Here is a 23,497-nt window from a genome sequence, read left to right on the forward strand (position 1 = left end):
ATGTTCAAGCAAGAGACGCCATGGGCGTTAATTACGGGAGCTTCCGGAGAGATCGGGCAGGCGATTGGTGCCTACCTGATTGATGCGGGGGTTCCCCTTTATCTGCATTACAATCGAAATAAAGAAAAATTAGAGCCATTGGTGCAAAAATGCCAAGAGCGGGGCGTTCCCTTTGGCATCCTCCAAGCTGATCTGCGGGATCCACAGCAAATTGCGGCGATGTTTGCTCAGATGCAGGCTGCACCACTGTTGATCGTAAACAACGCCTCAGTGGACGATGTCGGATTATTTACGGATGTGACTGTCGAGAAATTCGATGAGCTCCTTGCCCTCAATGTTCGATCCGCTTTTTTGGTCTGCCAAGCTGCTGTTCCGGCCATGCTGCGTGCAAGGTATGGGCGCATCGTCAATATTTCTTCCATATGGGGGCTTACTGGCGGTTCGTGTGAAGTACTGTACTCCATGACCAAAGGAGCAATCAATACGTTCACCAAAGCCTTAGCAAAGGAAATGGCACCAAACGGAATCACGGTAAATGCAGTCGCTCCAGGAGCGATTGCTGGTGGAATGATGGAGCGCTTTGCTCCGGATGAAATGGAAATGATCGCGGAAGAAATACCTGCGAACCGTCTCGGACAACCGTATGAGGTAGCCGCAGTCGTGCGTTTCTTGCTTTCGTCGGATTCCAGTTATGTGACAGGGCAAGTGATTAGTCCAAACGGTGGATGGTACACCTAGAAGCGAAGTATGCATGAATAAAATACGAGAAATGATGGAATTCTACCTTTTGTGTGGGCAGCAAATCTGTTCGCAACGTACAAAAGGAGGGAATTTCCCTATGTCGATTCTTGACAATTTCAGCGACTGGAAAGCGTTTCTCGGAGATCGGGTAGAACAAGCGAAACAAGCCGGGATGGAAAGCGAAACGCTTCAAAATGTAGCTTATCAAATCGGTAGCTATCTATCTGAGCAAGTAGACCCGAAAAACGATCAGGAGCGTCTGTTGAAACAACTGTGGGACGCAGGTGATCAACAGCAGCAACAAGCTTTGGCAACACTCATGGTGAAGCTTGTTCAGAATCGCAATGACGCGAACGCTGGCAGCTAGCCATTCAAATCCCCTACTTTTGGGGATTTTTCTTTTCGCGATTGTCGAATGAAACGAACGTGATATACTACATAAGAAGAGAATTCTGGTTGGCGGAGAGGATTGCATATGGAAGCGAAGAAAGAATGGTACATGGAGTATGAGATTGCCCGTAACCGTCCCGGTCTCTTAGGGGACGTATCTTCTATTCTGGGGATGTTGAACATCAATATCGTGACGATCAATGGTGTGGATACCATGCGCCGAGGTATGCTGCTTTTGACCGATGATGATGAGAAAATGGAGGTTTTGCGCAACGTTGTGCAAAAAATGGACAACATAACCATAACGAGGTTACGTCCCCCGACAATGCTGGATCGCTTGGCTGTTCGCCACGGTCGCTATATTGAACGGGATAGCGAGGACAAAAAAACGTTTCGCTTTGTTCGTGAAGAGCTGGGCTTGCTGGTCGATTTCATGGCAGAAATCCTGAAGAGGGAAGGTCATCAGCTCATCGGGATTCGTGGAATGCCTCGCGTAGGGAAGACTGAATCAATGATTGCTGCCAGCGTATCCGCCAATAAACGTTGGACATTTATTTCCTCCACTTTGTTGCGCCAGACGGTGCGTAGTTCCTTAGCCATTGATGAAATGTCTACTGATCATGTATATTTGATAGATGGAATTGTCTCAACGCTGCGATCGACAGAAAAGCACTTCACCTTGCTTCGGGAGATTATGAACTTTCCTGCCGCAAAAATCATTGAGCATCCGGATATATTCGTAAGGGAATCAGAGTATCAACTTGATGATTTCCATTACATAATTGAGCTGCGCCATCATCCGGATGAAGAGATTACCTATGAGCTTATCAACAATCGCGGCTTTGATAATTTCGAAATGAATTAAGGAGGGGCAGCTGTGTCTGAGCTAGGTCAAGTCCTGCAAAGGGCCCGCGAAGAAAAAGGAATCACGCTCGACGACATCCAACGTATCACCAAGATACAGCGGCGATATTTGGAAGCAATTGAAAGGGGTCATTTTCACGTACTTCCTGGCCACTTTTACGCGCGTGCATTTATAAAGAGTTATGCGGAAGCTGTCGGTCTAGACCCGAACCACATCCTGAATCACTTTCAGTCCGATTTGCCGGCCCAGCCACCTACAGAGCAAGTAGAGAGACTGCGTCGCAGACGAGTTGCTTCAGCGAACAATCCATTACAAGCGGGGCGATGGGTGACCAAAACCTTGCTCGTATTGTTTATTGCCTTGATTATCGGGGTTATTTATTTCGCTGTCGTCAACAACAACGGAGGTCAGTTTACTCAACCAGTGCCGGGGGGAACTGTTAACCCTGGTGCGGAAATTGTCACGCCTGGCAATGGTGGTGGAGTGGAAACATCCCCGATTGCTCAACAACCGAAGCCTCCTTCTATTACCACACCGAACCCTCAAACAGGAACAAACCCACCTGAGACCGTTACGGAAACTCCTCAGGCAACCATCACATTTGAATCGCAGCAAGGATCCATGTATAACTATTCCTTGCAGGGTGGAGAAAAAATCACGGTTTATCTGAAGGTGAAAGAAGAAACAAGCTGGTTTGGTATATCGGAAGGAAAAGGAAAAAAGTATGTTGAGCAGGGCACGCTCAAGAAAGATCAGGAAAAAACGATTGAGCTTGGGAAATCCGCTTATATTCGTTTGGGCAAACCGACTGTATTGGAATTAAAGGTGAACGGAGTCTTGGTAGACACGTCTAAAATGAAGTCAATGCCGTCAAATATTACGATGAAAGTAAAAGAGGCGGTCACCCAGTAGGCAAGCATATGCTTGCCTTTTGTTCTTTTCTCTTTTTTGACACTTCCTTTAGGCTTATATTATACTGGTTAGGTGTAATATGGGTTGGTGTGACCAATTGGAGGAAAAAAGATGACAGAGAAGGTAGGCACGCGTGAAAAAGTAGCGATTGTTACGCTGGGCTGTGAAAAAAATCTCGTTGATTCGGACATGATGGCCCATCTGATAGATGAAAAAGGTTATGAACTGGTTGATAACCCTGAAGAAGCAACTGTGGTTATCGTCAATACCTGCGGTTTCATCGATGCAGCCAAGGAAGAATCCGTAAATAAGATTCTGGAAATGGGTGAATTGAAGGAATCCGGCAAACTGAAATCGCTTGTGGTGGCAGGCTGTCTCACACAACGTTACAAAGAGGATATCTTGAATGAGATTCCTGAGGTGGATGGCATTGTCGGAACAGGCGATTTTATGTCGATTACAGGTATTATCGAAGAATCTCTAGAGGGCAAGCGACCGATCTTTGTAGGAAATCCCATTTTTACGTACGAAGATGTAGTGAAACGGAAAGTAAAGCAAGGCACGTACACCGCATATATTAAAATTGCCGAGGGCTGCGACAACGCCTGTACGTTTTGCTCGATTCCTTTGATGCGTGGAGGATTCCGCAGTCGTACAATCGAATCCATCGTGGAAGAAGCTCGTCATTTGGCGGCACAAGGGGTCGTAGAAGTGAGTCTGATCGCACAAGATTCTACGAACTACGGAACAGATATTTACGATGGAAAATTGATGCTTCCTGAACTTTTAAACCGTCTGGCAGAAGTCGAGGGCATCGAGTGGATTCGTCTTCACTATGCATACCCTGGATTTTTCACGGATGAACTGATCCACACCTTTGCTACCAATCCAAAAGTATGCAAATACGTAGACATGCCTTTGCAGCATTCGGAAGACCATATTCTGAAAAGAATGCGCCGCCCAGGAAGACAGACGGATATTCGTGCGCTGGTAGCAAAAATTCGCGCACAGGTCCCAGATGTTGCACTGCGTACCTCTTTGATCGTAGGGTTCCCTGGGGAAACAGAGGAAGACTTCGAGCGTCTGAGCGAGTTTGTCAAGGATATCCGCTTTGATCGACTGGGTGTGTTTACTTACTCCAACGAAGATGACACTCCAGCTTCCCGTCTGCCTGACCACGTAGACGAAGAGGTTAAAGAAAAACGTGCGAACATGCTGATGGAAATTCAGCGTGAAGTAGCCGGAGATCGCAATGGACGCTTTGTTGGTCAAGTCTTGGATGTATTGATTGAACGTTACGAAGGACGTAACGATATTTATGTAGGTCGAACACAGTATGACGCTCCGGAAATCGATGGTGAAGTATTCGTCACTGGTTTTAAAGGCGAACTGGGCACCATTGTAAAAGTAAAAATAACACACTCCTATGAATATGATTTAGCCGGGGAGGTAGTCTAGGTGAATCTCGCCAACCGCATCACCCTCGCCAGGATTTTTCTGGTGCCGGTAGTTATGTTTTTTCTGCTGGTGCGTTACAACATCGGGACATTTTCGATTGGTAGCCTGACGATGACGTATAATGAGCTGATTGCGGCTTTGGTGTTTATCCTAGCAGCCAGTACGGACGGTCTCGACGGTTATATTGCACGGAAGAAAAAAATCGTGACAAACTTGGGGAAGTTTCTGGATCCGCTTGCTGATAAGCTGTTGGTTTCTGCCGCACTCATTTCGCTGGTAGAGATGCAACGTTTGGAAGCGTGGATTGCGATTGTCATTATCAGCCGGGAGTTTGCGGTAACGGGTTTACGACTAGTTGCTGCGGCAGAAGGACAGGTAATTGCTGCGAGTGCATTGGGCAAACTGAAAACATGGGTGCAGATCGTAGCGATTACGGCTGTCATGATTCGCAACTTCCCATTTGGTTTCTTCGGCATTCCGTTCGACGAATTAGCTACATGGGCGATGGTGATCATCACGATTTACTCCGGGTACGACTACTTTGCGAAAAATCGTAACGTGATCCAATACTCGTAATGCGGGTATTGGTCTCTTTTTTCACAAGACTCTTCTCTTGAGCGTTTGCAAGTGATAAACTGTTAGTTTAGAGGCTTTTCTACTCTCAAAGAGAATGGATGAGGAAGATGAGAGCGGAGATTATCGCGGTAGGTACCGAACTTTTGTTAGGCCAGATCGCTAACACCAACGCACAGTTTCTTTCTCAGAAGCTGGCGGAAATTGGCGTGGGAGTTTACTTTCATACGGTTGTGGGAGACAACACGGAGCGATTGCTACAAGTGATTCGATTGGCATCAGGACGATCTGATCTCGTCATTTTCACGGGTGGGCTAGGGCCGACTCAAGATGATTTGACGAAAGAAACCGTGGCGGGGCATGTAGGCATTGGATTGGAAACGAATTCAGAGGCCATGGAGAGAATTGAAAAATTCTTTTCGCAACGTGGGATTGTCATGACGGAGAACAATCGTAAGCAGGCGCTGGTGCTTTCTGGCAGCCATGTATTCTCCAACGATTTCGGGATGGCGCCGGGGATGGCGATCCGTCATGACAGTAGTACGTTCGTGCTATTGCCTGGACCACCTAGTGAGATGTATCCAATGGTGGAGAATTACGTGATGCCTTACTTGACCGATTTGCTCCCCGATAAACAAGTGTTTCATTCTCATGTACTCCGGTTCTACGGAATAGGCGAATCCGCTTTGGAGGAAAAACTGCTTGATCTGATCGAAAAGCAGGACAATCCAACGATCGCTCCATACGCCAAAGAATTCGAAGTAACACTGCGAATTACGGCAAGAGCTGCTACAGTCGAAGAAGGAGAAACCTTAATTTTACCTGTAGAAAAAGAAATTCTCAGCCGTGTTGGTCAGTACATGTACGGGATGGGCGAGAACTCGTCACTGCATGATGTGCTAGTTTCTGAGTTGAAAAAGAGAAATGAGACAATTGCTTGTGCAGAAAGCTGTACAGGTGGAGCGATTGCCTCGTTGATTACCGCTGTGCCAGGAAGCTCACAAGTGTTTCGTGGCGGGGTAGTCTGCTACACCAATGAAGTGAAAAATCAGCTGCTCGAATTACCTGATTCCATTTTGCAAACAGATGGGGCAGTCAGTGAAAAAACAGCTCAATTGCTGGCTGAACATGTACGAGAAAAGCTGGGAGCTACTTACGGGATTTCCGTTACGGGAGTGGCTGGACCCGATCCTTCCGAGGGCAAGCCTGTTGGCCTTGTTTACGTGGGGATCGCGGCAGAAGGAATGCCCACAGTTGTAAAAGAACTGCGCCTTGCCGGAAGAAGGCATGCAATCGTTGGGCGTGCCGCTAAATACGCGTTGTTTTATGCGTTGCAAATGCAAAAAGAAAGGTGATTTTTTTCATGACGATTTTTTCTGATTTTCCTTTACATAAATCTATTCTGCAAGCGATTCACGATATGGGCTTCGAGGAGCCATCACCGATTCAGGCAGCTTGCATTCCAAAAGTTTTGGATGGCGGAGACCTGATTGGTCAAGCACAGACAGGTACTGGTAAGACTGCTGCCTTCGGGATTCCACTTGTAGAAAAGATTACGCCTGCCAATCGTGTACAAGCGATCGTGTTGACTCCAACTCGTGAGTTGGCTATTCAGGTAGCAGGAGAGCTCTTGCGTATCTCCAAATACAACAAGGTTCGTACGTTGCCAATCTATGGCGGACAATCGATCGGACATCAAATTCGTGCACTGCGCCAAGGTGTACAAATCGTTGTAGGTACTCCTGGCCGTGTCATGGACCACTTGCGTCGCAAAACATTGAAGCTGGATCACGTACATACACTCGTTTTGGATGAAGCGGATGAAATGCTGGACATGGGCTTCATCGAAGATATCGAGACAATCATCAATCATATGCCAGATGAGCGTCAAACCTTGCTGTTCTCTGCGACGATGCCGCCAGAAATCAAGCGTTTGGCTACCCGGTACATGAAACAGCCGCAAACGATTGCGGTGAGCCGTGAAGAAGTAACGGCGCCATTGATCGAACAGGTATACTACAAAGTGTTTGACCGGAATAAAGTGGAGAGCCTCTGCCGCATCTTGGACAGTGAGGATGTTGAGCTGGGTATCATTTTCTGTCGTACTAAGCGCGGTGTAGATGAGTTGTCCGAAGTGCTGCAATCCCGCGGATACCTTGCGGACGGCTTGCATGGCGACTTGTCACAGGCACAACGCGATAAGGTCATGAATGCGTTCCGTGAGGGCTCGATTGAATTCCTGATCGCGACGGATGTAGCAGCACGTGGTATCGACGTAGGAAACGTCTCTCACGTAATCAACTACGATATTCCACAAGACTCTGAGAGCTACGTACACCGTATTGGCCGTACTGGTCGTGCAGGTCGCAAAGGAATTGCGATGACGTTGGTTACGCCTCGTGAAGTAAGACAAATGATGTTTATCCAAAAGCAGACAAAAGCACAAGTGCTCTCTCGCAATGTTCCTTCTTTGGAGGAAGTAGCTGAGCGCAAACAAGAACAATTGCGTGAACAGTTGACTAGCCTTTTGGAAAGCGATGCAATCGCGGATATGTATCAAAAAGTAGCGGATGCTCTCGTAGGTCAATATCCAGCTGAAAAAGTAGCAGCTGCTGCATTGCACCTGGCATTCCATACGGAAGCGGGACAAGGGCAGGAAGCAGAAGCGTACAACTTTGGTGAGACGGGTGCAGCAAAAGGCATGGTTCGCTTCTTCCTGAACGTAGGTCGCAATGCGAACATGAAGCCGCAGGATCTGGTACGAGAGATCTCTGAATCTGTTGGTATCCCAGGAAAATCAGTAGGTCGCATCGACATTTTCGAGAGCTTCACGTTTGTTGAGGTTCCAGAAGAGGTTGCGGCATTCGTATATGAGTCACTGCGTCAAACCAGAATCAACGGAAAACGAATCAATCTGGAGCCTGCAAAGCCTCGCGGAGCGAAGCGTTCCTAATTCAATAGAAATGAGAAGCAGTCATTTCGCTGGGAATAACCAGGAAATGGCTGCTTTTTTGCGATGCGAATATTTGTTCGCAAAAAATACTTGGCAAACACTTCTGTCTCGAGGTATGATGAAGACAAGCAAAACAGAAGCGAAAAGTTGAAAGGGTGTGTACCATTTGTCAGATCGTCGCGCAGCTTTGGAGAGTGCATTGCGTCAGATAGAAAAGCAGTTCGGTAAAGGTTCCATTATGAAGTTGGGGGAAGTATCCAACATCCAGATTTCTACGGCTTCTAGCGGTGCGCTTGCTCTAGATATCGCACTTGGTGTGGGTGGTTTCCCACGTGGACGAATTGTTGAGATTTACGGCCCAGAGTCTTCTGGTAAAACAACGGTAGCGCTTCATGCGATCGCAGAAGTGCAAAGACAGGGTGGTCAGGCTGCGTTTATCGATGCAGAGCATGCCTTGGATCCGGTTTACGCTGCAAAGCTGGGTGTGAACATCGACGAATTGCTGTTGTCCCAACCAGATACGGGTGAGCAAGCTTTGGAGATCGCGGAAGCACTGGTACGTTCTGGTGCAGTAGACATTATCGTAGTCGACTCCGTTGCGGCACTCGTGCCAAAAGCAGAGATCGAAGGCGAGATGGGAGATTCCCACGTAGGTTTGCAAGCACGCTTGATGTCCCAAGCACTTCGTAAGCTGTCCGGCGCCATCAACAAGTCCAAAACGATTGCCATCTTCATCAACCAGCTTCGTGAAAAAGTGGGAGTCATGTTCGGTAACCCGGAAACAACTCCAGGTGGACGTGCATTGAAGTTCTACGCGAGTGTTCGTTTGGACGTTCGTAAAGCTGAATCTATCAAAGTCGGTAACGATATTTTGGGAAGCAAGACGAAGATCAAGGTCGTGAAAAATAAAGTAGCACCACCGTTCAAGGTTGCTGAAGTGGACATCATGTACGGTGAAGGTATTTCCAGAGAAGGTAGCATTCTCGACATCGGTTCCGAGATCGATGTAGTACAAAAGAGTGGCGCATGGTACTCCTTCAATGAGGAGCGACTCGGTCAAGGTAGAGAGAATTCAAAAGTCTTCCTGAAAGAAAATCCGCACATTGCATCACAGATTGAAACAAAGGTGCGCGAATACTTCAGCCTGAACCCTAGTTCTGTTCCAGAAGCAGAGGCAGAACATGACCCAGAGCAAGATGAAGAGCCTACATTTGATCTGGAGTAATGAAGAGTGGAAGAGCAGCCTGTCGATGAGACAGGCTGTTATTTTAGCTTTGCGAAGGAGTGACTCATCATGAAGAGCGGCCTGATCACTGCCGTTCATCGAGATATCAAACAAAAGCAACGCTATCATATCGATGTAGAAGGCGAGTATGCCATTACCGTCCATGAATACATACTGGTAAAGTACAACCTATTTAAGGGAACAGAATTAGACGAAGCTTTTTGTCGAGAAGTCCTGATAGCAGAAGAAAAGCATAAAGCGTATTTAGGAGCTTTGCGATACCTCGGCATACGCCCACGGACAAGCAGTCAGCTACATTCTTATTTGGTAGAGAAGGGATTTTCTGCGCAAATTGCCGAAGAGATATGTCAGCGCTGCAAGGAGCATGGCTACATCGATGATGAAGCTTTTGCGAAGCAATGGGTAGACGAGCGATTACGCTTGAAGCCGAGAAGCCCGTATATGCTGCGTATGGAGCTTACCCAGCGTGGAGTGGACAGAGCGATTGTAGAGGACGCAGTACGTGGCGTGTCTAGGCAGGCTGAACTAGATGCTGCTCGCGCATTGATAGAGAAGAAGGTGCGACGCATAGAAGGTGCACCGAACCCCGATGAAGAGCGCAAGCTGCTGTCCATGCTGATGCGCAAGGGATTCTCCCATGCGATCATTCAACAAATACGTGAAGAATTGCGTCGTAGAAGCGATAGTTAGGGTCAACTCTATTTGCATGATCTTGACAATTCTTGTTCACAAATAATAAAATAGGTTTGTATTTACTTGGTGTATCATAACTTTTGTGATTTGCTCACTCGATGCCTATGAAACAACTGAAAAACCGTGCGAAAGTAGTACGGATTCAGCGGACCGAGTAAAATCGGTCTTGTTTTATAGCCGAATGTTCAAATGTGAGAGCACTCCATGAAAAACAAATGCTTGGAAAGCGGGGAGATGTCTTACAATAAGGAGGTGAAACGAAAAGCCTATGGATCCTATAATTACTGTTGTCATTGTGCTCGTTGCCCTGCTGATCGGCTTGGGTGCTGGCTACTTCACTCGTAAATCGATTGCGGAAGCGAAGATCTCCAGTGCAGAAGAAGCTGCACGACAGATCGTGGAGGAAGCCAAACGGGACGCCGAAGCTGTTAAGAAGGAGAAGGTGCTGGAGGCAAAGGATGAAGTGTTCAAGCTTCGATCCGAAGCGGAAACCGAATTGCGTGAGAGACGCAATGAGATCCAGCGTCAGGAACGACGAATTCTACAAAAAGAAGAATCGTTGGACCGTAAGATGGAACAGTTGGAGCGCAAAGAAGAAGAATTGTCTGAGCGTGACCGTGCCATCGCAGAACTGCAAAGCAAGGTAGAGCACTTATATAAAGAACAAGTATCAGAGCTAGAACGAATCTCCGGCTTGACGCAGGATGAGGCGAAGACGATTATTCTCACTGATGTGGAGAATACCGTCCGTCACGAAATGGCTGTGATGATCAAGGAGATTGAGACTCAGGCCAAAGAAGAAGCGGACAAGCGTGCTCGTGAGATCATTACGACCTCCATTCAACGTTGTGCAGCGGACCACGTAGCAGAAACAACCGTTTCTGTGGTTACACTGCCAAATGATGAGATGAAGGGACGTATTATCGGACGCGAAGGACGTAACATTCGTGCCCTGGAGACGTTGACTGGTATCGATCTGATTATTGACGATACTCCAGAAGCAGTCATCCTGTCTGGCTTCGACCCGATTCGTCGGGAGATCGCCAAGACAGCGTTGGATAAACTGGTAGCAGACGGTCGCATTCACCCAGCTCGCATCGAGGAAATGGTGGAAAAAGCGCGTCGCGAAGTAGACGAGCGAATCCGTGAATACGGTGAGCAAGCAACGTTCGAAACAGGCGTTCACGGCTTGCATCCAGATCTGATCAAGATTCTCGGACGCTTGCGTTATCGTACAAGCTACGGTCAAAACGTACTGAAGCACTCTATGGAAGTGGCACATCTCGCCGGTTTAATGGCGGCGGAATTGAAAGAAGATGTGAAGCTGGCCAAACGTGCAGGTTTGCTGCATGATATCGGAAAAGCGATTGACCATGAAGTAGAAGGTTCACACGTTGAAATCGGTGTAGAACTGGCTAAGAAGTACAATGAGCATCACGTTGTAGTGAACAGTATTGCGTCTCATCACGGTGATACCGAACCAACTTCCGTCATTGCTATGCTCGTGGGAGCTGCTGACGCTCTGTCTGCCGCACGCCCAGGTGCACGCCGTGAGACATTGGAAACATATATCAGACGTTTGGAGAAACTGGAAGAAATCTCTGAGTCGTTCGATGGCGTAGAAAAGTCTTATGCGATTCAAGCAGGACGCGAAATTCGCGTGATGGTTCAACCTGATAAGATTGACGATGCGGAAGCTACCCGTCTGGCACGGGATATCACGAAACGAATTGAAAATGAACTTGACTACCCAGGTCATATTAAAGTAACGGTTATCCGTGAAACACGGGCAGTTGAGTATGCAAAGTAAAGTGGCTGCGTGCCACTTTACTTTTTTTATCGCACACCAAATGCGTGACGAAGTCAAGTTTTCTAATGAGCAGAGGAATTGTGTATACTAGCAATGAGGTGATTTGGTAATGAAGTTGTTATTCATTGGAGATATTATGGGCTTGCCTGGCAGAGAGATCGTGAAAACATATCTGCCGTTACTGAAACGAAAATACAACCCTACCTTTATCGTAGCGAATGGAGAGAACGCTGCGCATGGTCGCGGGATCACAGAGAAAATTACCAAGGAGCTTTTCGAGTGGGGGGTTCACGCGATTACGCTCGGGAATCATACGTGGGATCAAAGAGAAATTTTCGATTTTATTGATGATGAGCCGCGGATGATTAGACCCGCGAACTTCCCAGAAGGGGCACCTGGAAAAGGGATTACATATATCAAACAACGTGAAGGGGAACTAGCCGTCATTAATTTGATGGGGCGTACGTTCTTGCCACCGCTGGACTGTCCATTCCAAATGGCTGACAAGCTAGTAGAGCAAGCTCGGAAGCGCACGAAGCTCATTTTTGTAGACTTTCATGCCGAAGCCACATCGGAGAAGCAAGCAATGTCATGGTACCTCGATGGAAAGGTAACGGCGGTCGTGGGGACACATACCCATGTGCAAACCGCTGATGAACGTATTTTGCCTCAAGGAACCGGTTTTTTGTGTGATGTAGGCATGTGTGGCCCAAGTAACGGCATTTTGGGGATGGAACGCGAAGCTGTCATTAAGAAGTTTTTAACGCAGCTCCCTGTTCGATTTGAGGTAGCACCAGATCCTGCGCAGTTGAATGCGGTGTTGATTACCCTAGATAAAACGAATGGGCATGCGAAAAAAATGGAGCGAATCAGAATTGACTCTGACCATCCGTTTATGGAATAATGGGAATAAGATTAGAATTTTTTGAATCTTTCATGCAAGTTAGCAGGAATTTTTAGGGGTTATGCGAATATCATTCTAATGATGACAGGATTCCTATCAGACGGGAGGTTCAAAAAGGATGGAAGTATTAAAAGTTTCAGCAAAGTCTAACCCCAATTCCGTTGCTGGTGCCCTTGCCGGAGTTCTTCGTGAACGAGGTGCGGCTGAGATCCAAGCCATTGGCGCTGGGGCGCTTAATCAAGCTGTGAAAGCAGTAGCAATCGCACGAGGGTTCGTAGCGCCGAGTGGAGTTGACCTCATTTGTATTCCAGCCTTTACCGACATCGTGATTGATGGAGAAGAGCGAACTGCAATCAAATTAATCGTAGAACCCAGATGATACAACTGCAAATGCTTCACCTGCCTGTTTGTTCGAAGAATGAACAGGTTTTTTCGTTTGTCCAGAAGTATGAACTTCGACGTTATCGAAGAGAAGGAGCGTTTCCATATGAAAATCTTTGATGCGCATAGCGATGTATTATGCAAGCTGTGGCAGAATCCCGAGCTGGACTTTTATAATGAAGACAAGCTCCTGCAAGCTGGTTTTACCGCCCTTGAAAAAGGGAATGTAGACATACAAGTGCTTGCCTGCTTCGTTCCTTCTCAGGTGCCGTTTGGACGACGTTTTCATACGGTACTAGAAATGATCGATATTTTTTATCAAAAGGTGGCGAGTGAACTATTCCGTCCCATTTTCACAAAGGCAGATTTGGCTGAATGCGTATTAAAGGGACAGAAAGGGGCTATTCTGTTTGTAGAAGGCGCGCATGCATTAGAAGAGAGCCTCGTTCAGCTACGTACGTGGTTCCGACTTGGTGTACGAGGAATGACACTGACCTGGAATCATGGCAATGCCCTAGCAAGTGGAAACGGGGAGCCGAATCCAGGTGGACTTACTTCATTTGGACGAGAAGTCATAGAAGAAATGAATCGGCTGGGGATGATCATTGATGTTTCGCATCTGGCCGACCCAGGATTCTGGGATGTACTAGAATGCTCGAAAACACCAATGATCGCTTCGCACTCGAACGTGAGAAGCCTATGCCATCACTCTCGCAATTTGACGGACGAGCAAATTCGAGCGTTAATCGCCAAAGATGGAGCGATCGGCTTGACGTTTGTAGACTTCTTTACCGTATCGGAGAAGCGCACAGTTTGGATCGATGACTTGCTGCGCCACTTGGATCACATCTGCGCATTGGGTGGTGTAGACCACGTAGGTTTTGGTTCCGATTTCGATGGGATTACCGAGACGTTTGGAGATATGGTATCCGCGGCAGATTACTCCCAGTTACTAGAAGCTTTGTTAAAACGTTATAAAGAGGCGGAAGTATTGAAATTTGTGCAAGGAAATTGGTTGCGTGTTTTCGGAAACGTGCTACAATAAAGCATGAGGATATTAATGTACCAAGTTCAACATTAAAATTCAGGTCAAAAGTAAGTTGAGTAAAAGCACTTGCAATTTGACATGGACAGGACTACAATTGTTACTGTCTATGCACAGAAATGTCACATCTTATCAGTCTTTTCAAGGTGTGATAGCAGCTTTTCTCACAGTCACTGAAAGGGTGGAATCTGAATGATTAGTCAACTTTCCTGGAAAGTTGGAGGACAGCAAGGGGAGGGCATCGAGAGTACTGGTGAGATTTTCTCGATGGCGATGAACCGGATGGGGTACCATCTGTATAGCTACCGTCACTTCTCTTCCCGTATTAAGGGTGGACACACGAACAATAAAATTCGCGTGAGCACAACGCCTATGCGTGCGATCTCTGACGATCTGGACATTCTCGTAGCGTTTGACCAAGAAACGATCGATTTCAATGCGCATGAGCTCCGTGAAGGCGGTATCATTATCGCGGATGCGAAATTTAATCCAAAGTTGCCGGACGGCTTGAAGCCAGTTCGCTTCTTCACTGTACCACTGACTGAAATCGCTGATGAGCTGGGAACTTCCCTGATGAAAAACATGGTGTCGATTGGTGCGTCCAGTGCCATCCTCGGCATTGCAGTGGAAAGCTTCCGTCCCATCGTTGAAGATATGTTCCTCCGCAAGGGCGAAAAAGTGGTTGAAAAGAACATGGATGCCATTCGCCGCGGTTTTGATTTTGTAAATGAATTGACTGGTGGTCAACTGCCTGAGTTCCAAATGGAAAAGGCTGATCCACAAAAACAACTGTTCCTCATCGGTAACGATGCGATCGCTCTGGGTGCTGTAGCAGCAGGCTGCCGTTTCATGCCAGCTTACCCGATCACACCTGCTTCCGAAGTAATGGAATACTTGATCAAAAAGCTGCCTAAATTGGGCGGTACGGTTATCCAAACAGAAGACGAGATTGCTGCTATTACGATGGCAATCGGTGCTAACTTCGCGGGTGCTCGTTCCTTGACTGCTTCTGCAGGTCCTGGTCTGTCCTTGATGATGGAAGCAATTGGTCTGGCGGGTATCACGGAACAACCAGTTGTAATCGTGAACACGCAGCGTGGTGGCCCATCTACCGGTATGCCTACCAAAATCGAGCAATCCGATGTGAATGCTATGATCTATGGTACACATGGTGATATTCCAAAAGTAGTTATCGCGCCAAGCACAGTAGAAGAGTGCTTCTACGATGCAGTTGAAGCGTTTAACATTGCGGAAGAATACCAACTGCCTGTAATCCTGATGACTGACTTGACGCTGTCCTTGGGTAAACAAACCGTTGTTCCATTTGACTACAACAAAGTAGAAATCCGTCGCGGAAAACTGCTTGCTGGACAAGAATTGCCAGAAAAAGAGCAAAACGACCTGTTCAAACGTTATGAAGTAACAGAAGACGGCGTTTCTCCTCGTGTTATTCCTGGTCAAAAATACGGTCTGCACCACGTAACTGGTGTTGAGCATGATCAAACTGGTCGTCCATCTGAGAATGCTGCAAACCGTATTCAACAAATGGATAAACGTATGCGCAAAATGGAAGGCGTCCTGAAAAACTTCAAAGGCGCTGTAACAGCAGATGCTCCTCACGCTGATGCGGATGTTCTGGTTGTGGGTATCAACTCTACAATTGGTACGATTCAAGAAGCAAAAGGCCGTCTGGAACAAGAGGGAATCAAAGTAAACCATGCACAAATCCGTTTGCTGCATCCGTTCCCAACTGAAGAAATCAAAGCACTCGTAGATAAAGCGAAGAAAGTTGTTGTTGTTGAGCACAACGCTCAAGCGCAAGTAACAAGCTTGCTCAAACAACACGTTGGAAACGCTGAAAAAATCGAATCCGTGCTTAAATATGACGGTAACCCATTCCTGCCGAAGGAAATCTATGCTGAAGTGAAGGAGCTGGTAAAACATGGCGACTATGAAAGAGTTTCGAAATAACGTTAAGCCAAACTGGTGCCCAGGCTGTGGAGACTTCTCCATCCAAGCGGCTATTCAACGCGCCGCAGCAAACGTAGGCCTGGAACCTGAAAATCTGGCGGTTGTTTCCGGTATCGGTTGCTCTGGTCGTATTTCCGGCTACATCAACTGCTATGGTTTCCACGGTATTCATGGACGTTCCCTGCCAATCGCACAAGGTGTGAAAATGGCAAACCGCGAGCTGACAGTTATCGCAGCTGGTGGTGACGGAGATGGTTTCGCGATCGGTATGGGTCATACTGTACACGCTATCCGTCGTAACATGAACGTTACGTACATCGTAATGGATAACCAAATCTACGGTCTGACAAAAGGTCAAACCTCTCCGCGTTCCGCGACTGGTTTCGTGACCAAGTCTACACCGGCAGGTTCCATCGAGTCCTCCATTTCCCCAGTGGAACTGGCGCTGTCTGTAGGTGCGACTTTTGTTGCTCAATCCTTCTCCAGCGATCTGAAAGGCTTGACTGAACTGATCGAAAAGGGTATCCAACACGAAGGCTTCTCCTTGATCAACGTATTCAGCCCTTGTGTAACGTACAACAAGGTAAATACGTACGACTGGTTCAAAGAGAACATCGTACCAGTAGAAACGATCGAAGGATACGATGCACATGACCGTATCAAAGCAATGTCTACTTCCATGCAATACAAAGGCCTGATTACAGGTCTGATCTACCAAAACACTGAGCAAAAACCTTATGAAGCTCTCGTAAATGGCTTCAAAGAAGAAGGTTTGGTTAACCAAGACATTCGTTTGTCTGAAGAAGACTTCGAAAAATTGGTTAAAGAATTTGCTTAAGTTTGATAGAGTGAAAAACCTCTCCTTAACGGGAGAGGTTTTTTTATTACACGCGATCGCGCCACTGCCTGTACACGAGCATGACAAGGAAAAAGACGACCAGTTGACCAAAGAGTGGATACAGGTAACGGAGAAGTGAGCTAAACCCGATAAAACTGATCAAATAGCAAATGAGCAAAATCCCGAGTAAAATTGTCGGACCTCGAAGGGGGATAACTTGTCTAATCTGTTGGGCTAGACCAAATACATTTGCCACAAGAGTGGAGAAAATTTCGGCATATACCAATAGGGAGAACAAAAAGGGAATCGTTGGTCCCAAGCCTTGCAGCACAGCGATCATGGGCATTTCCGCGTGATGGATTCCCGGCATTTTTACAGATAGGGAAGCGTAAGCGAGCAAGAGCAGAAGGCCTATTCCCAGCCCTCCTATGATTCCCCCTAGGAGAAGAGGTTTCTCGCTGGGACTCTGTCTGCCCATCGGAATCAAAACTGCTTGTGTAAGTGTGACATTTAAGGCAACATAATAAAAGGGAGAGCTAAGCCACGCCCAAGGCCGTAACGATTCAACGACGACACTCGTATCTAACCATGGCTTCGTATAAAAAAAGACAAGTACAGTAAAACCAATGAGCATCGGAACAAAAATACTGTTCACGTGATGGATGGCAAATAGCCCTTTTTTCGTCACGAAAAAAATCAAGATCATGCTAAACCAAATACCGATTTGGGGAGATAATCGAAATGACTCCCAAAAAATCGCACCGGTAGCAGCGAGCATGACGGAGGTAGTGCCTAGCAATACGGTTAGAAGCAAGGTATTAAATACAGTGCCAAACGGATGCCCAAATAAATAGGTGCTGACTTCTTGATAGGAATCGGCCTGAATCCGATAGGCAATCAGCATGACGCGGATACCTGCCCAAATAAACAGCATCGTCGCCAGAATGATGCCAACTAAGCCTTGTGTTCCATATTGAACAAAGAACTCTACAATTTCTTTGCCTGAGGCAAAACCAGCTCCTACGACTGTCCCAATATACGTAAAAGCGATCTGCCATGCGGCTCTCCATGTTCCTTGCATCTCAGACCTCCTGTCCCACCTTATTCCATCCTATGAGAGGGAGTGAACCGAATATGCGCGTTACTGTGTTAGGCTATCAATCTCCTTATCCTGGCCCAGGGGGTGCTACTCCGGGTTACCTGATTGAGACAGACCGTGTCAAAATTCTTCTAGACTGCGGCAGCGGTGTTCTTGCTCAGTTAGGCAAGTATTTACCCATTTTTGAGCTGGATGCCATGCTCTTATCTCACTATCATCATGATCATGTTGCGGATGTAGGAGTGATGCAGTACGGTTTGATGGTTCATCAGTTATTTGGCCAAAGACCTGCTGACAAGCCGCTTCCGATCTACGCTCCTGGGCTGCCTGTGGCCAATGCCGAGACATTGGTGTATCGAAAGGCGACCACATTGACCCCAATCACCGAAGAAACGTCTGTTACCATTGGGGACGTTGCAATCACTTTTTTACGGACAGACCACGGTGACGGAGATCCTTGCTACGCCATGCGTTTGGAAGCCAACGGACGTGTCCTTGTATACGGAGCGGACAGTGGACCAGGTACAGCCTGGGAGGGCTTTGCAAGTCAAGCGGATTTGTTTATTTGCGAGGGGACCTATCTAGATTACAATGTACCAGCGAAGCCAAATGGACACCTTTCTGTTCGCCAAGCGGCGGAATTGGCACAATCCCTATCCTGCCGTTCTTTATTAGTCACACATTTGTTTTACGGCTATGAGGAGTCCCAAGTAATTGCGGAGGCCAATGCCTTTGTCGCAGGTCCAGTTTATGCGGCGCGCATTGGTCTGCAAATCGATTTATAACGTTGTTTGTGTACATAGAGAGGAGAGATGACTGTGTTTCCAAATGTATTAGAAGTCGCACGCAAATTAATCCGTGAACGGGTACAAGTAGGGGAAACGGTTGTAGACGCTACAATGGGAAATGGAAATGACACCTTATTTCTTGCGCAATTGGTGCAAGAAGAGGGGAAGGTAATCGCCTTCGATATCCAGCCGCAGGCGATCGAGAAAACGCGCGAGAGACTTGAGAGAGAAGGTCTGGCGAACAGGGTAGAAATGAAGCTCGCCAGTCATGAGGAAATTGACAAGCTGGAGATTCTTGCCGCGGCAATCATGTTTAATTTGGGCTATTTGCCGGGTGGAGACAAGGAAATTACAACTCAAGCGAGCAGTACCATTCAGGCGATTCAATCAGGATTGAGGGTGCTCAGACCAGGTGGAATCATGACAGTCATGATTTATTGGGGGCATCCGGCGGGAGAGACGGAAAAAGAGGCAGTGGAAGCATTTTGCCACGAGCTAAGTCAATTGGATTATTTGGTTTTAAAATACCAATATATCAATCAGCAAAACCAAGCCCCATTTTTACTAGCCATCGAGCGCAGGGGACAATAAAAAAACGAAACGCGATCCTTTCCCGGGCAAGCGCAGCATCCGACATCATTCTTATGAGAAAGCAATGATTTTGTCAGGTTGCGAAAGAGGTGTACAAAAATAGGCACGCTCTTGGCCTTTCTGGCACATACCCTATGTAGAGCAATGTGGCAAGGGGGATCTGCGTGGACAGAATCGGAATAATGTTGGATTGGGCCCTTATGGTGAAAGGAATTCAAGGCATCAAGTCATATGAGCGTCTGCCTTATTATGTCGAAATCGGTAAAGAGCTTGGGTTGGAGCCAGTTTTTTTTCATCCGCGGCATGTGAAGCCAGGAGATGAAAGAGTCAAAGGATATTTTTGGAACGGAAACCGACTCGTCTCACAACTGGTTTCAGTCCCGCGAGTCATCCACAATCGTGTTTTGACAGGGGATGCAAAAGCGCGGAATGTGATTCGAAGATTGAGCCAAAAGAAAACGGTGTTCAATGGCTTGGTTGTACGGGATAAGCGGAAAGTACACCAGATGCTCTGGAAAAATGAACAAATTCGCAGCTATCTGCCGCATACAGTGCCTTATTCCATGGAGCAGTTGCGTCAGTTTTTAAATAAGTACCAGGTGGTGTACGTCAAGCCTTCGATTGGATCAGTCGGAATTGGGGTAGCACGTATTGAACGGCATGGAGGCAATTATCATTTCATTGCATCGAAAAAACGGCAGATCTTATCTCATTCGCAGATACTCTCCACGGTGCGACGTTGGGTTGGTAACAAAAGATTTTTGATCCAGCGAGGAATTCCTTTGGCCCGCTATGGAGGCAAAACGTTTGATATTCGTGTTTCGGTGCAGAAAAACAAAGAGAAACAGTGGACTGTGAGCGGGATGGTTGCCAAGGTCGCCAATACGAAAAACAAGCTGAGTAATCTCTCTCGAGGAGGGACAGCAGTACCGTTTTCGGAAGCTTTGGTACCCATCTTTCCTGAGGTGAAACAACAACAAGCTGTCATTGAAAGAGTTGGCATAGCGGCGGTGGAAATTGCGGAGCAGTACGGTCGGCATTTTTCATCATTAGCAGACTTAGGGATGGATATGGGAATTGACGAGAGAGGTAATCCGTATTTAATTGAAGTCAATGTGCGTGACCAACGCTATTCTTTTTTCAAAGCAGGGGAGAAGGAGATGTTTAAACAAACGTACCGTCATCCACTGGAATATGCGCAGGCATTGCTCGCGGAAAAAAAGAAACGGAAACATCTACTCCTAGCGCCGAGCCAATGGGTCTAAAGAAGATAGGCAGAAGAATGTGAAAAAGACGGTGGCATTTATTGCCCCGTCTTTTCGTATGCCTTGACCTACGATTCTGCCGGCTGTTGTTGGTCAGCCAAAGGAAAGGGCAGATTGCGAAAGTGACGATATACCAAAGCCAAAATCGATTTTCGAGTCAAGATTCCTTGGAAATAGTGCTCCTCGTCTTCAATACAGACGAAAGGGTGATTAATGGACACTTCTAATGCTTTCAAAAATTCATCGGTGTCACGCAATCGAGGGACCTTCGTATCCATCACATCATCTACAATATGTTCGGACATACGCTCAGTCTCGAAGCGCTCCAAACCAAGAGTCTTATTCATGATCATATTCGTGCTGATTAACCCATGCAAACGATACTGATGATCCAGTACAGGAACGGCTGAATAGCCTGACTTGATTAGGACTAGCAGGGCGTGCTCAAGTGAATTACCTAGCTGTACATGTGCGACCTTTGTGGACGCGATTATGAGATCTTTGATCGGAATATGTAACAAAGGGATCTCTTGATTCATTCAGATCCACCACCTTTTCTTTCTGTCGTCTATAGCAGTAAGAACTGCATGTGGTCCCCTTCTATGATACCGTAAGAGAGGTACAAACGGTAGGGATACATTTAGAAAACTTGGCGTCGCCAAGGCTTTGTCGGGGCTAAAGACGAAAAAAGCCCGGCAGTTACGCCAGGCAAGTAATCGAGGTGTGGAACAATCGTCCCTAGCTCTAGTATGCGAGCTCAAATTGTTTTTTACATTAGGAGTTTAGAGGAAACCAGTTCCTCCCTTACGCTTTATACGTTTGATTTTTGAAAATGGGCTTGGTTTCCACCCGTTTTTTCCGATTGAACCAAAAGGACATCGTCGTCAACTCGTAAAGGAAAATGCAAAGTGGCGGTGTAATCACGAACATGCCGAGAACCATTGACGGTGTCGACCAGCCTAGTCGATGAATGACGTAGCTTTGCATCAAGAACAAGATTAACGGATGAACCAAATAGATGGCCATATTTTGTTTGGCCAACCGGGAAAGCCACGGACCGAGTTTAGGCAGCTTGCCGAAATAACTGGATGCAGGGTAAAAGCTGACGATTACACAGAGTGTGTACAACAAGTAAAGCGGCTCGAAAATGTTCATACTTTCGTAATAGCTTTTGGAGCCAGAAAGATAGCTGTAAGCCATCCAAACGCCTGCACTTGCCATCACAACGATAGAAGGTATTTGAAGACGTTTCACCCATGTCCGCCATTTATCCACATTCATCCCGGCATAAGCGCCGAGTGCAAAAGTAAACACGTACATGAAAACATAATGCTGTCCGTAAACATACGTGTGCTTCACGATGGACAGAAATGGGTTTGTAGCCCAATCAATGGCCCATAACGGTGTAATGAACAAATTGTGGTAGAGAAGGTACAGACCAGCTTGTCCAATAAATAGGACGATGATCCAACGGAAATTCAAGTACCGTTCCATCCACGGTTTAATCAGGCAAAACAACAAGCACAATTGCAAGTAAACCGGAATGTAGTACAAGTGGTAGAAAGAGCTACCCGTAAACAGACTATCGAAAAACGGTCCTACCAGCACGGCTGGGTCAAAGGTTTGATGTTTAAAATAGGTGAAGATGGCCGTCCAAATTACGTAAGGCAATATAACAGCGCGCCAGCGTTTTTTCCAGAAAGCACGCCAATCCAATTGTCGATTTTGATACCAGTAAAACAGCAGCATTCCAGTTGCAAATATAAACAAAGAGCGACCGAATTTTAATAAGATAATTAGAACGGCTTGTAAATCACTATTCCACGGATACGTCTTCTCATTGGCCAGGAAAAAACTGAGGATGTGAATCATCAAGACAGTAAGAGCCCCAAAAACAAAAAGGGCATTCAGATCCTGAAACGTCCCCTTTCGATTGCTATTCATAATTCCTCCAGAATTTTACCGGCAGCACCTGGAGAATCAAAAACAAGTACAACGCCCGTTATTCGGGTAAGTGCCAGTCAGGTGCGGCCAGTTCTTTTGCTGTATAAGAAAATAAGTGTAATCGCTGCGACAAATGATGCCTCGACTCTGTCACTAACTCATTTTGCACATAAAAGGGGGTAGGTGATACAGCCCACTCAGAACGGATTGTCTCCAATAGACGTGCTTTTACATCATCCATAGTGACCAATTTTCCAGTCAAACTCGCGATGCTGCCAACGGTAGAAGCATCGATGGAAGGAATTGGCTTATGGCTTTGCATTTCATCCAAGCCGGCGAGACGGTAAAAGTGCTCCATCCATTCGCCTCGTGGACGATCGTCCACGTTAATGCATAATTGCAAAATAGAGCCGTGTCGCGTGCGTCTTTGTGCCATACCTCCGATTTTTTTACCGTGAATGGAAAAATCGTATTCCCCTGCACAGTAGGAACCCGTCACTTCTCCAAATTCCAGCCTTCCGTAATCGCGCAGGCCCACATCAAGAAGCTGGGCGACAAACGAGAAGAAGGAGTCAATGGAAATCGAAGTGTCAGGCAATAAACAAGCCATATTGAGAACGCCAGCATCAAGCGGAACACAAGCCCCTCCAGACGAGCGAAGAACACAACCAAAGCCATCTTGACCGAACTTATGCAAGGCTTGCTGGAGATGTGGAAGCTTGGCGTCTCTGCGGCCGAGATACAGCGCCTGATCGTACACCCAGAGATGAATGACAGGTGTTGCTGATTCAGATTGCATACTGGCTGCCAACGCTTCATCACGAATTAAAGGCTCAAGTGGACTATCCTGGTAGGTACCGGAGTCCATCCAGCGAAACGGTTGATTAACAGAAAAAGACATAGGAAGGCTCCTTCACAGGACAAGAATAGCTACCATTATAACATCTGAAATGCGTTTATTTCTACGTTTTCGCTATCTTTTTTCCATTTGGTAGAACATGCATGTCGTGTAGAGTGAAAAAATACCCGA

At 46.8% G+C, this 23,497-nt stretch carries 23 protein-coding genes; 19 read left to right on the forward strand and 4 right to left on the reverse strand.

Annotated elements, in window-relative coordinates; all coding sequences use genetic code 11:
• From ymfI to HP401_RS11210, 16 genes are all read left to right on the forward strand, one after another.
• The gene (gene ymfI / locus HP401_RS11135; RefSeq protein ID WP_064202402.1) at nt 1–738 is read left to right on the forward strand and encodes an elongation factor P 5-aminopentanone reductase; all 738 of its coding nucleotides are present in this window, start codon (nt 1–3) and stop codon (nt 736–738) included.
• Nucleotides 739–838: 100 nt separating this feature from the next.
• Nucleotides 839–1,108: a DUF3243 domain-containing protein gene (locus HP401_RS11140; protein ID WP_015891685.1), complete on the forward strand. Its 270-nt coding sequence runs from the start codon at nt 839–841 to the stop codon at nt 1,106–1,108.
• Nucleotides 1,109–1,216: 108 nt separating this feature from the next.
• Nucleotides 1,217–1,996 (forward strand): YmfK family protein, encoded by a 780-nt coding sequence (locus HP401_RS11145; protein ID WP_015891684.1) that lies wholly within the window; start codon nt 1,217–1,219, stop codon nt 1,994–1,996.
• Between the two features lie 12 nt (nt 1,997–2,008).
• Nucleotides 2,009–2,908, forward strand: coding sequence for a helix-turn-helix domain-containing protein (locus HP401_RS11150; RefSeq protein ID WP_173605027.1), 900 nt, complete (start codon nt 2,009–2,011; stop codon nt 2,906–2,908).
• Between the two features lie 111 nt (nt 2,909–3,019).
• Nucleotides 3,020–4,366: a 30S ribosomal protein S12 methylthiotransferase RimO gene (rimO, locus tag HP401_RS11155; RefSeq protein ID WP_064202400.1), complete on the forward strand. Its 1,347-nt coding sequence runs from the start codon at nt 3,020–3,022 to the stop codon at nt 4,364–4,366.
• Nucleotides 4,367–4,942 (forward strand): CDP-diacylglycerol--glycerol-3-phosphate 3-phosphatidyltransferase, encoded by a 576-nt coding sequence (gene pgsA / locus HP401_RS11160; protein WP_015891681.1) that lies wholly within the window; start codon nt 4,367–4,369, stop codon nt 4,940–4,942.
• Between the two features lie 107 nt (nt 4,943–5,049).
• On the forward strand, nt 5,050–6,294 hold the full coding sequence (locus HP401_RS11165) for a competence/damage-inducible protein A (protein ID WP_173605028.1): 1,245 nt from the start codon (nt 5,050–5,052) through the stop codon (nt 6,292–6,294).
• 8 nt (nt 6,295–6,302) lie between these two features.
• Nucleotides 6,303–7,892 carry a DEAD/DEAH box helicase gene (locus HP401_RS11170; RefSeq protein ID WP_015891679.1) on the forward strand — a complete coding sequence of 530 codons (1,590 nt, stop codon included), beginning with the start codon at nt 6,303–6,305 and terminating at the stop codon, nt 7,890–7,892.
• A gap of 166 nt (nt 7,893–8,058) precedes the next feature.
• Nucleotides 8,059–9,117 (forward strand): recombinase RecA, encoded by a 1,059-nt coding sequence (gene recA, locus HP401_RS11175; protein WP_015891678.1) that lies wholly within the window; start codon nt 8,059–8,061, stop codon nt 9,115–9,117.
• Nucleotides 9,118–9,186: 69 nt separating this feature from the next.
• A complete protein-coding gene (locus tag HP401_RS11180; protein ID WP_173605029.1) occupies nt 9,187–9,828 on the forward strand; it encodes a RecX family transcriptional regulator in 642 nt (213 codons plus the stop codon).
• 271 nt (nt 9,829–10,099) lie between these two features.
• On the forward strand, nt 10,100–11,641 hold the full coding sequence (rny, locus tag HP401_RS11185) for a ribonuclease Y (protein WP_007719154.1): 1,542 nt from the start codon (nt 10,100–10,102) through the stop codon (nt 11,639–11,641).
• Between the two features lie 109 nt (nt 11,642–11,750).
• Complete coding sequence (locus HP401_RS11190; RefSeq protein WP_173605030.1) at nt 11,751–12,545, forward strand: TIGR00282 family metallophosphoesterase; 795 nt, start codon at nt 11,751–11,753, stop codon at nt 12,543–12,545.
• A 118-nt stretch (nt 12,546–12,663) separates the two neighbouring features.
• A complete protein-coding gene (gene spoVS, locus HP401_RS11195; RefSeq protein WP_003385776.1) occupies nt 12,664–12,924 on the forward strand; it encodes a stage V sporulation protein SpoVS in 261 nt (86 codons plus the stop codon).
• Nucleotides 12,925–13,032: 108 nt separating this feature from the next.
• Nucleotides 13,033–13,971, forward strand: coding sequence for a dipeptidase (locus tag HP401_RS11200; RefSeq protein ID WP_173605031.1), 939 nt, complete (start codon nt 13,033–13,035; stop codon nt 13,969–13,971).
• A gap of 192 nt (nt 13,972–14,163) precedes the next feature.
• Complete coding sequence (locus HP401_RS11205) at nt 14,164–15,942, forward strand: 2-oxoacid:acceptor oxidoreductase subunit alpha (protein ID WP_015891674.1); 1,779 nt, start codon at nt 14,164–14,166, stop codon at nt 15,940–15,942.
• Complete coding sequence (locus HP401_RS11210; protein WP_015891673.1) at nt 15,914–16,780, forward strand: 2-oxoacid:ferredoxin oxidoreductase subunit beta; 867 nt, start codon at nt 15,914–15,916, stop codon at nt 16,778–16,780. Before HP401_RS11205 ends, HP401_RS11210 begins: the two co-directional genes overlap by 29 nt.
• Before the next feature lie 46 nt (nt 16,781–16,826).
• Here HP401_RS11210 and HP401_RS11215 read toward each other — a convergent pair whose 3' ends face one another.
• Nucleotides 16,827–17,861 (reverse strand): YkvI family membrane protein, encoded by a 1,035-nt coding sequence (locus HP401_RS11215; protein WP_015891672.1) that lies wholly within the window; start codon nt 17,859–17,861, stop codon nt 16,827–16,829.
• Nucleotides 17,862–17,914: 53 nt separating this feature from the next.
• On the opposite strand from HP401_RS11215, the gene HP401_RS11220 reads away from it, so the two are divergent.
• The 3 genes from HP401_RS11220 to HP401_RS11230 all read left to right on the forward strand — a co-directional run bounded on the left by HP401_RS11220 (nt 17,915) and on the right by HP401_RS11230 (nt 20,523).
• A complete protein-coding gene (locus tag HP401_RS11220; RefSeq protein WP_173605032.1) occupies nt 17,915–18,664 on the forward strand; it encodes an MBL fold metallo-hydrolase in 750 nt (249 codons plus the stop codon).
• A 33-nt stretch (nt 18,665–18,697) separates the two neighbouring features.
• The gene (gene mnmM, locus HP401_RS11225; protein WP_015891670.1) at nt 18,698–19,258 is read left to right on the forward strand and encodes a tRNA 5-(aminomethyl)-2-thiouridylate-methyltransferase MnmM; all 561 of its coding nucleotides are present in this window, start codon (nt 18,698–18,700) and stop codon (nt 19,256–19,258) included.
• A gap of 164 nt (nt 19,259–19,422) precedes the next feature.
• Nucleotides 19,423–20,523, forward strand: coding sequence for a YheC/YheD family endospore coat-associated protein (locus HP401_RS11230; RefSeq protein WP_173605033.1), 1,101 nt, complete (start codon nt 19,423–19,425; stop codon nt 20,521–20,523).
• Nucleotides 20,524–20,591: 68 nt separating this feature from the next.
• Here HP401_RS11230 and cbpB read toward each other — a convergent pair whose 3' ends face one another.
• The 3 genes from cbpB to HP401_RS11245 all read right to left on the reverse strand — a co-directional run bounded on the left by cbpB (nt 20,592) and on the right by HP401_RS11245 (nt 23,368).
• Nucleotides 20,592–21,062 (reverse strand): cyclic-di-AMP-binding protein CbpB, encoded by a 471-nt coding sequence (gene cbpB, locus HP401_RS11235; protein WP_173605034.1) that lies wholly within the window; start codon nt 21,060–21,062, stop codon nt 20,592–20,594.
• A gap of 265 nt (nt 21,063–21,327) precedes the next feature.
• On the reverse strand, nt 21,328–22,467 hold the full coding sequence (locus HP401_RS11240) for an acyltransferase (RefSeq protein WP_173605035.1): 1,140 nt from the start codon (nt 22,465–22,467) through the stop codon (nt 21,328–21,330).
• Nucleotides 22,468–22,525: 58 nt separating this feature from the next.
• Nucleotides 22,526–23,368 (reverse strand): lipoate--protein ligase family protein, encoded by an 843-nt coding sequence (locus tag HP401_RS11245; protein WP_173605036.1) that lies wholly within the window; start codon nt 23,366–23,368, stop codon nt 22,526–22,528.
• Nucleotides 23,369–23,497 lie beyond the last annotated feature (129 nt).

It is taken from the genome of Brevibacillus sp. HB2.2, from assembly GCF_013284275.1.
In the GTDB taxonomy this organism is placed as follows: domain Bacteria; phylum Bacillota; class Bacilli; order Brevibacillales; family Brevibacillaceae; genus Brevibacillus; species Brevibacillus brevis_D.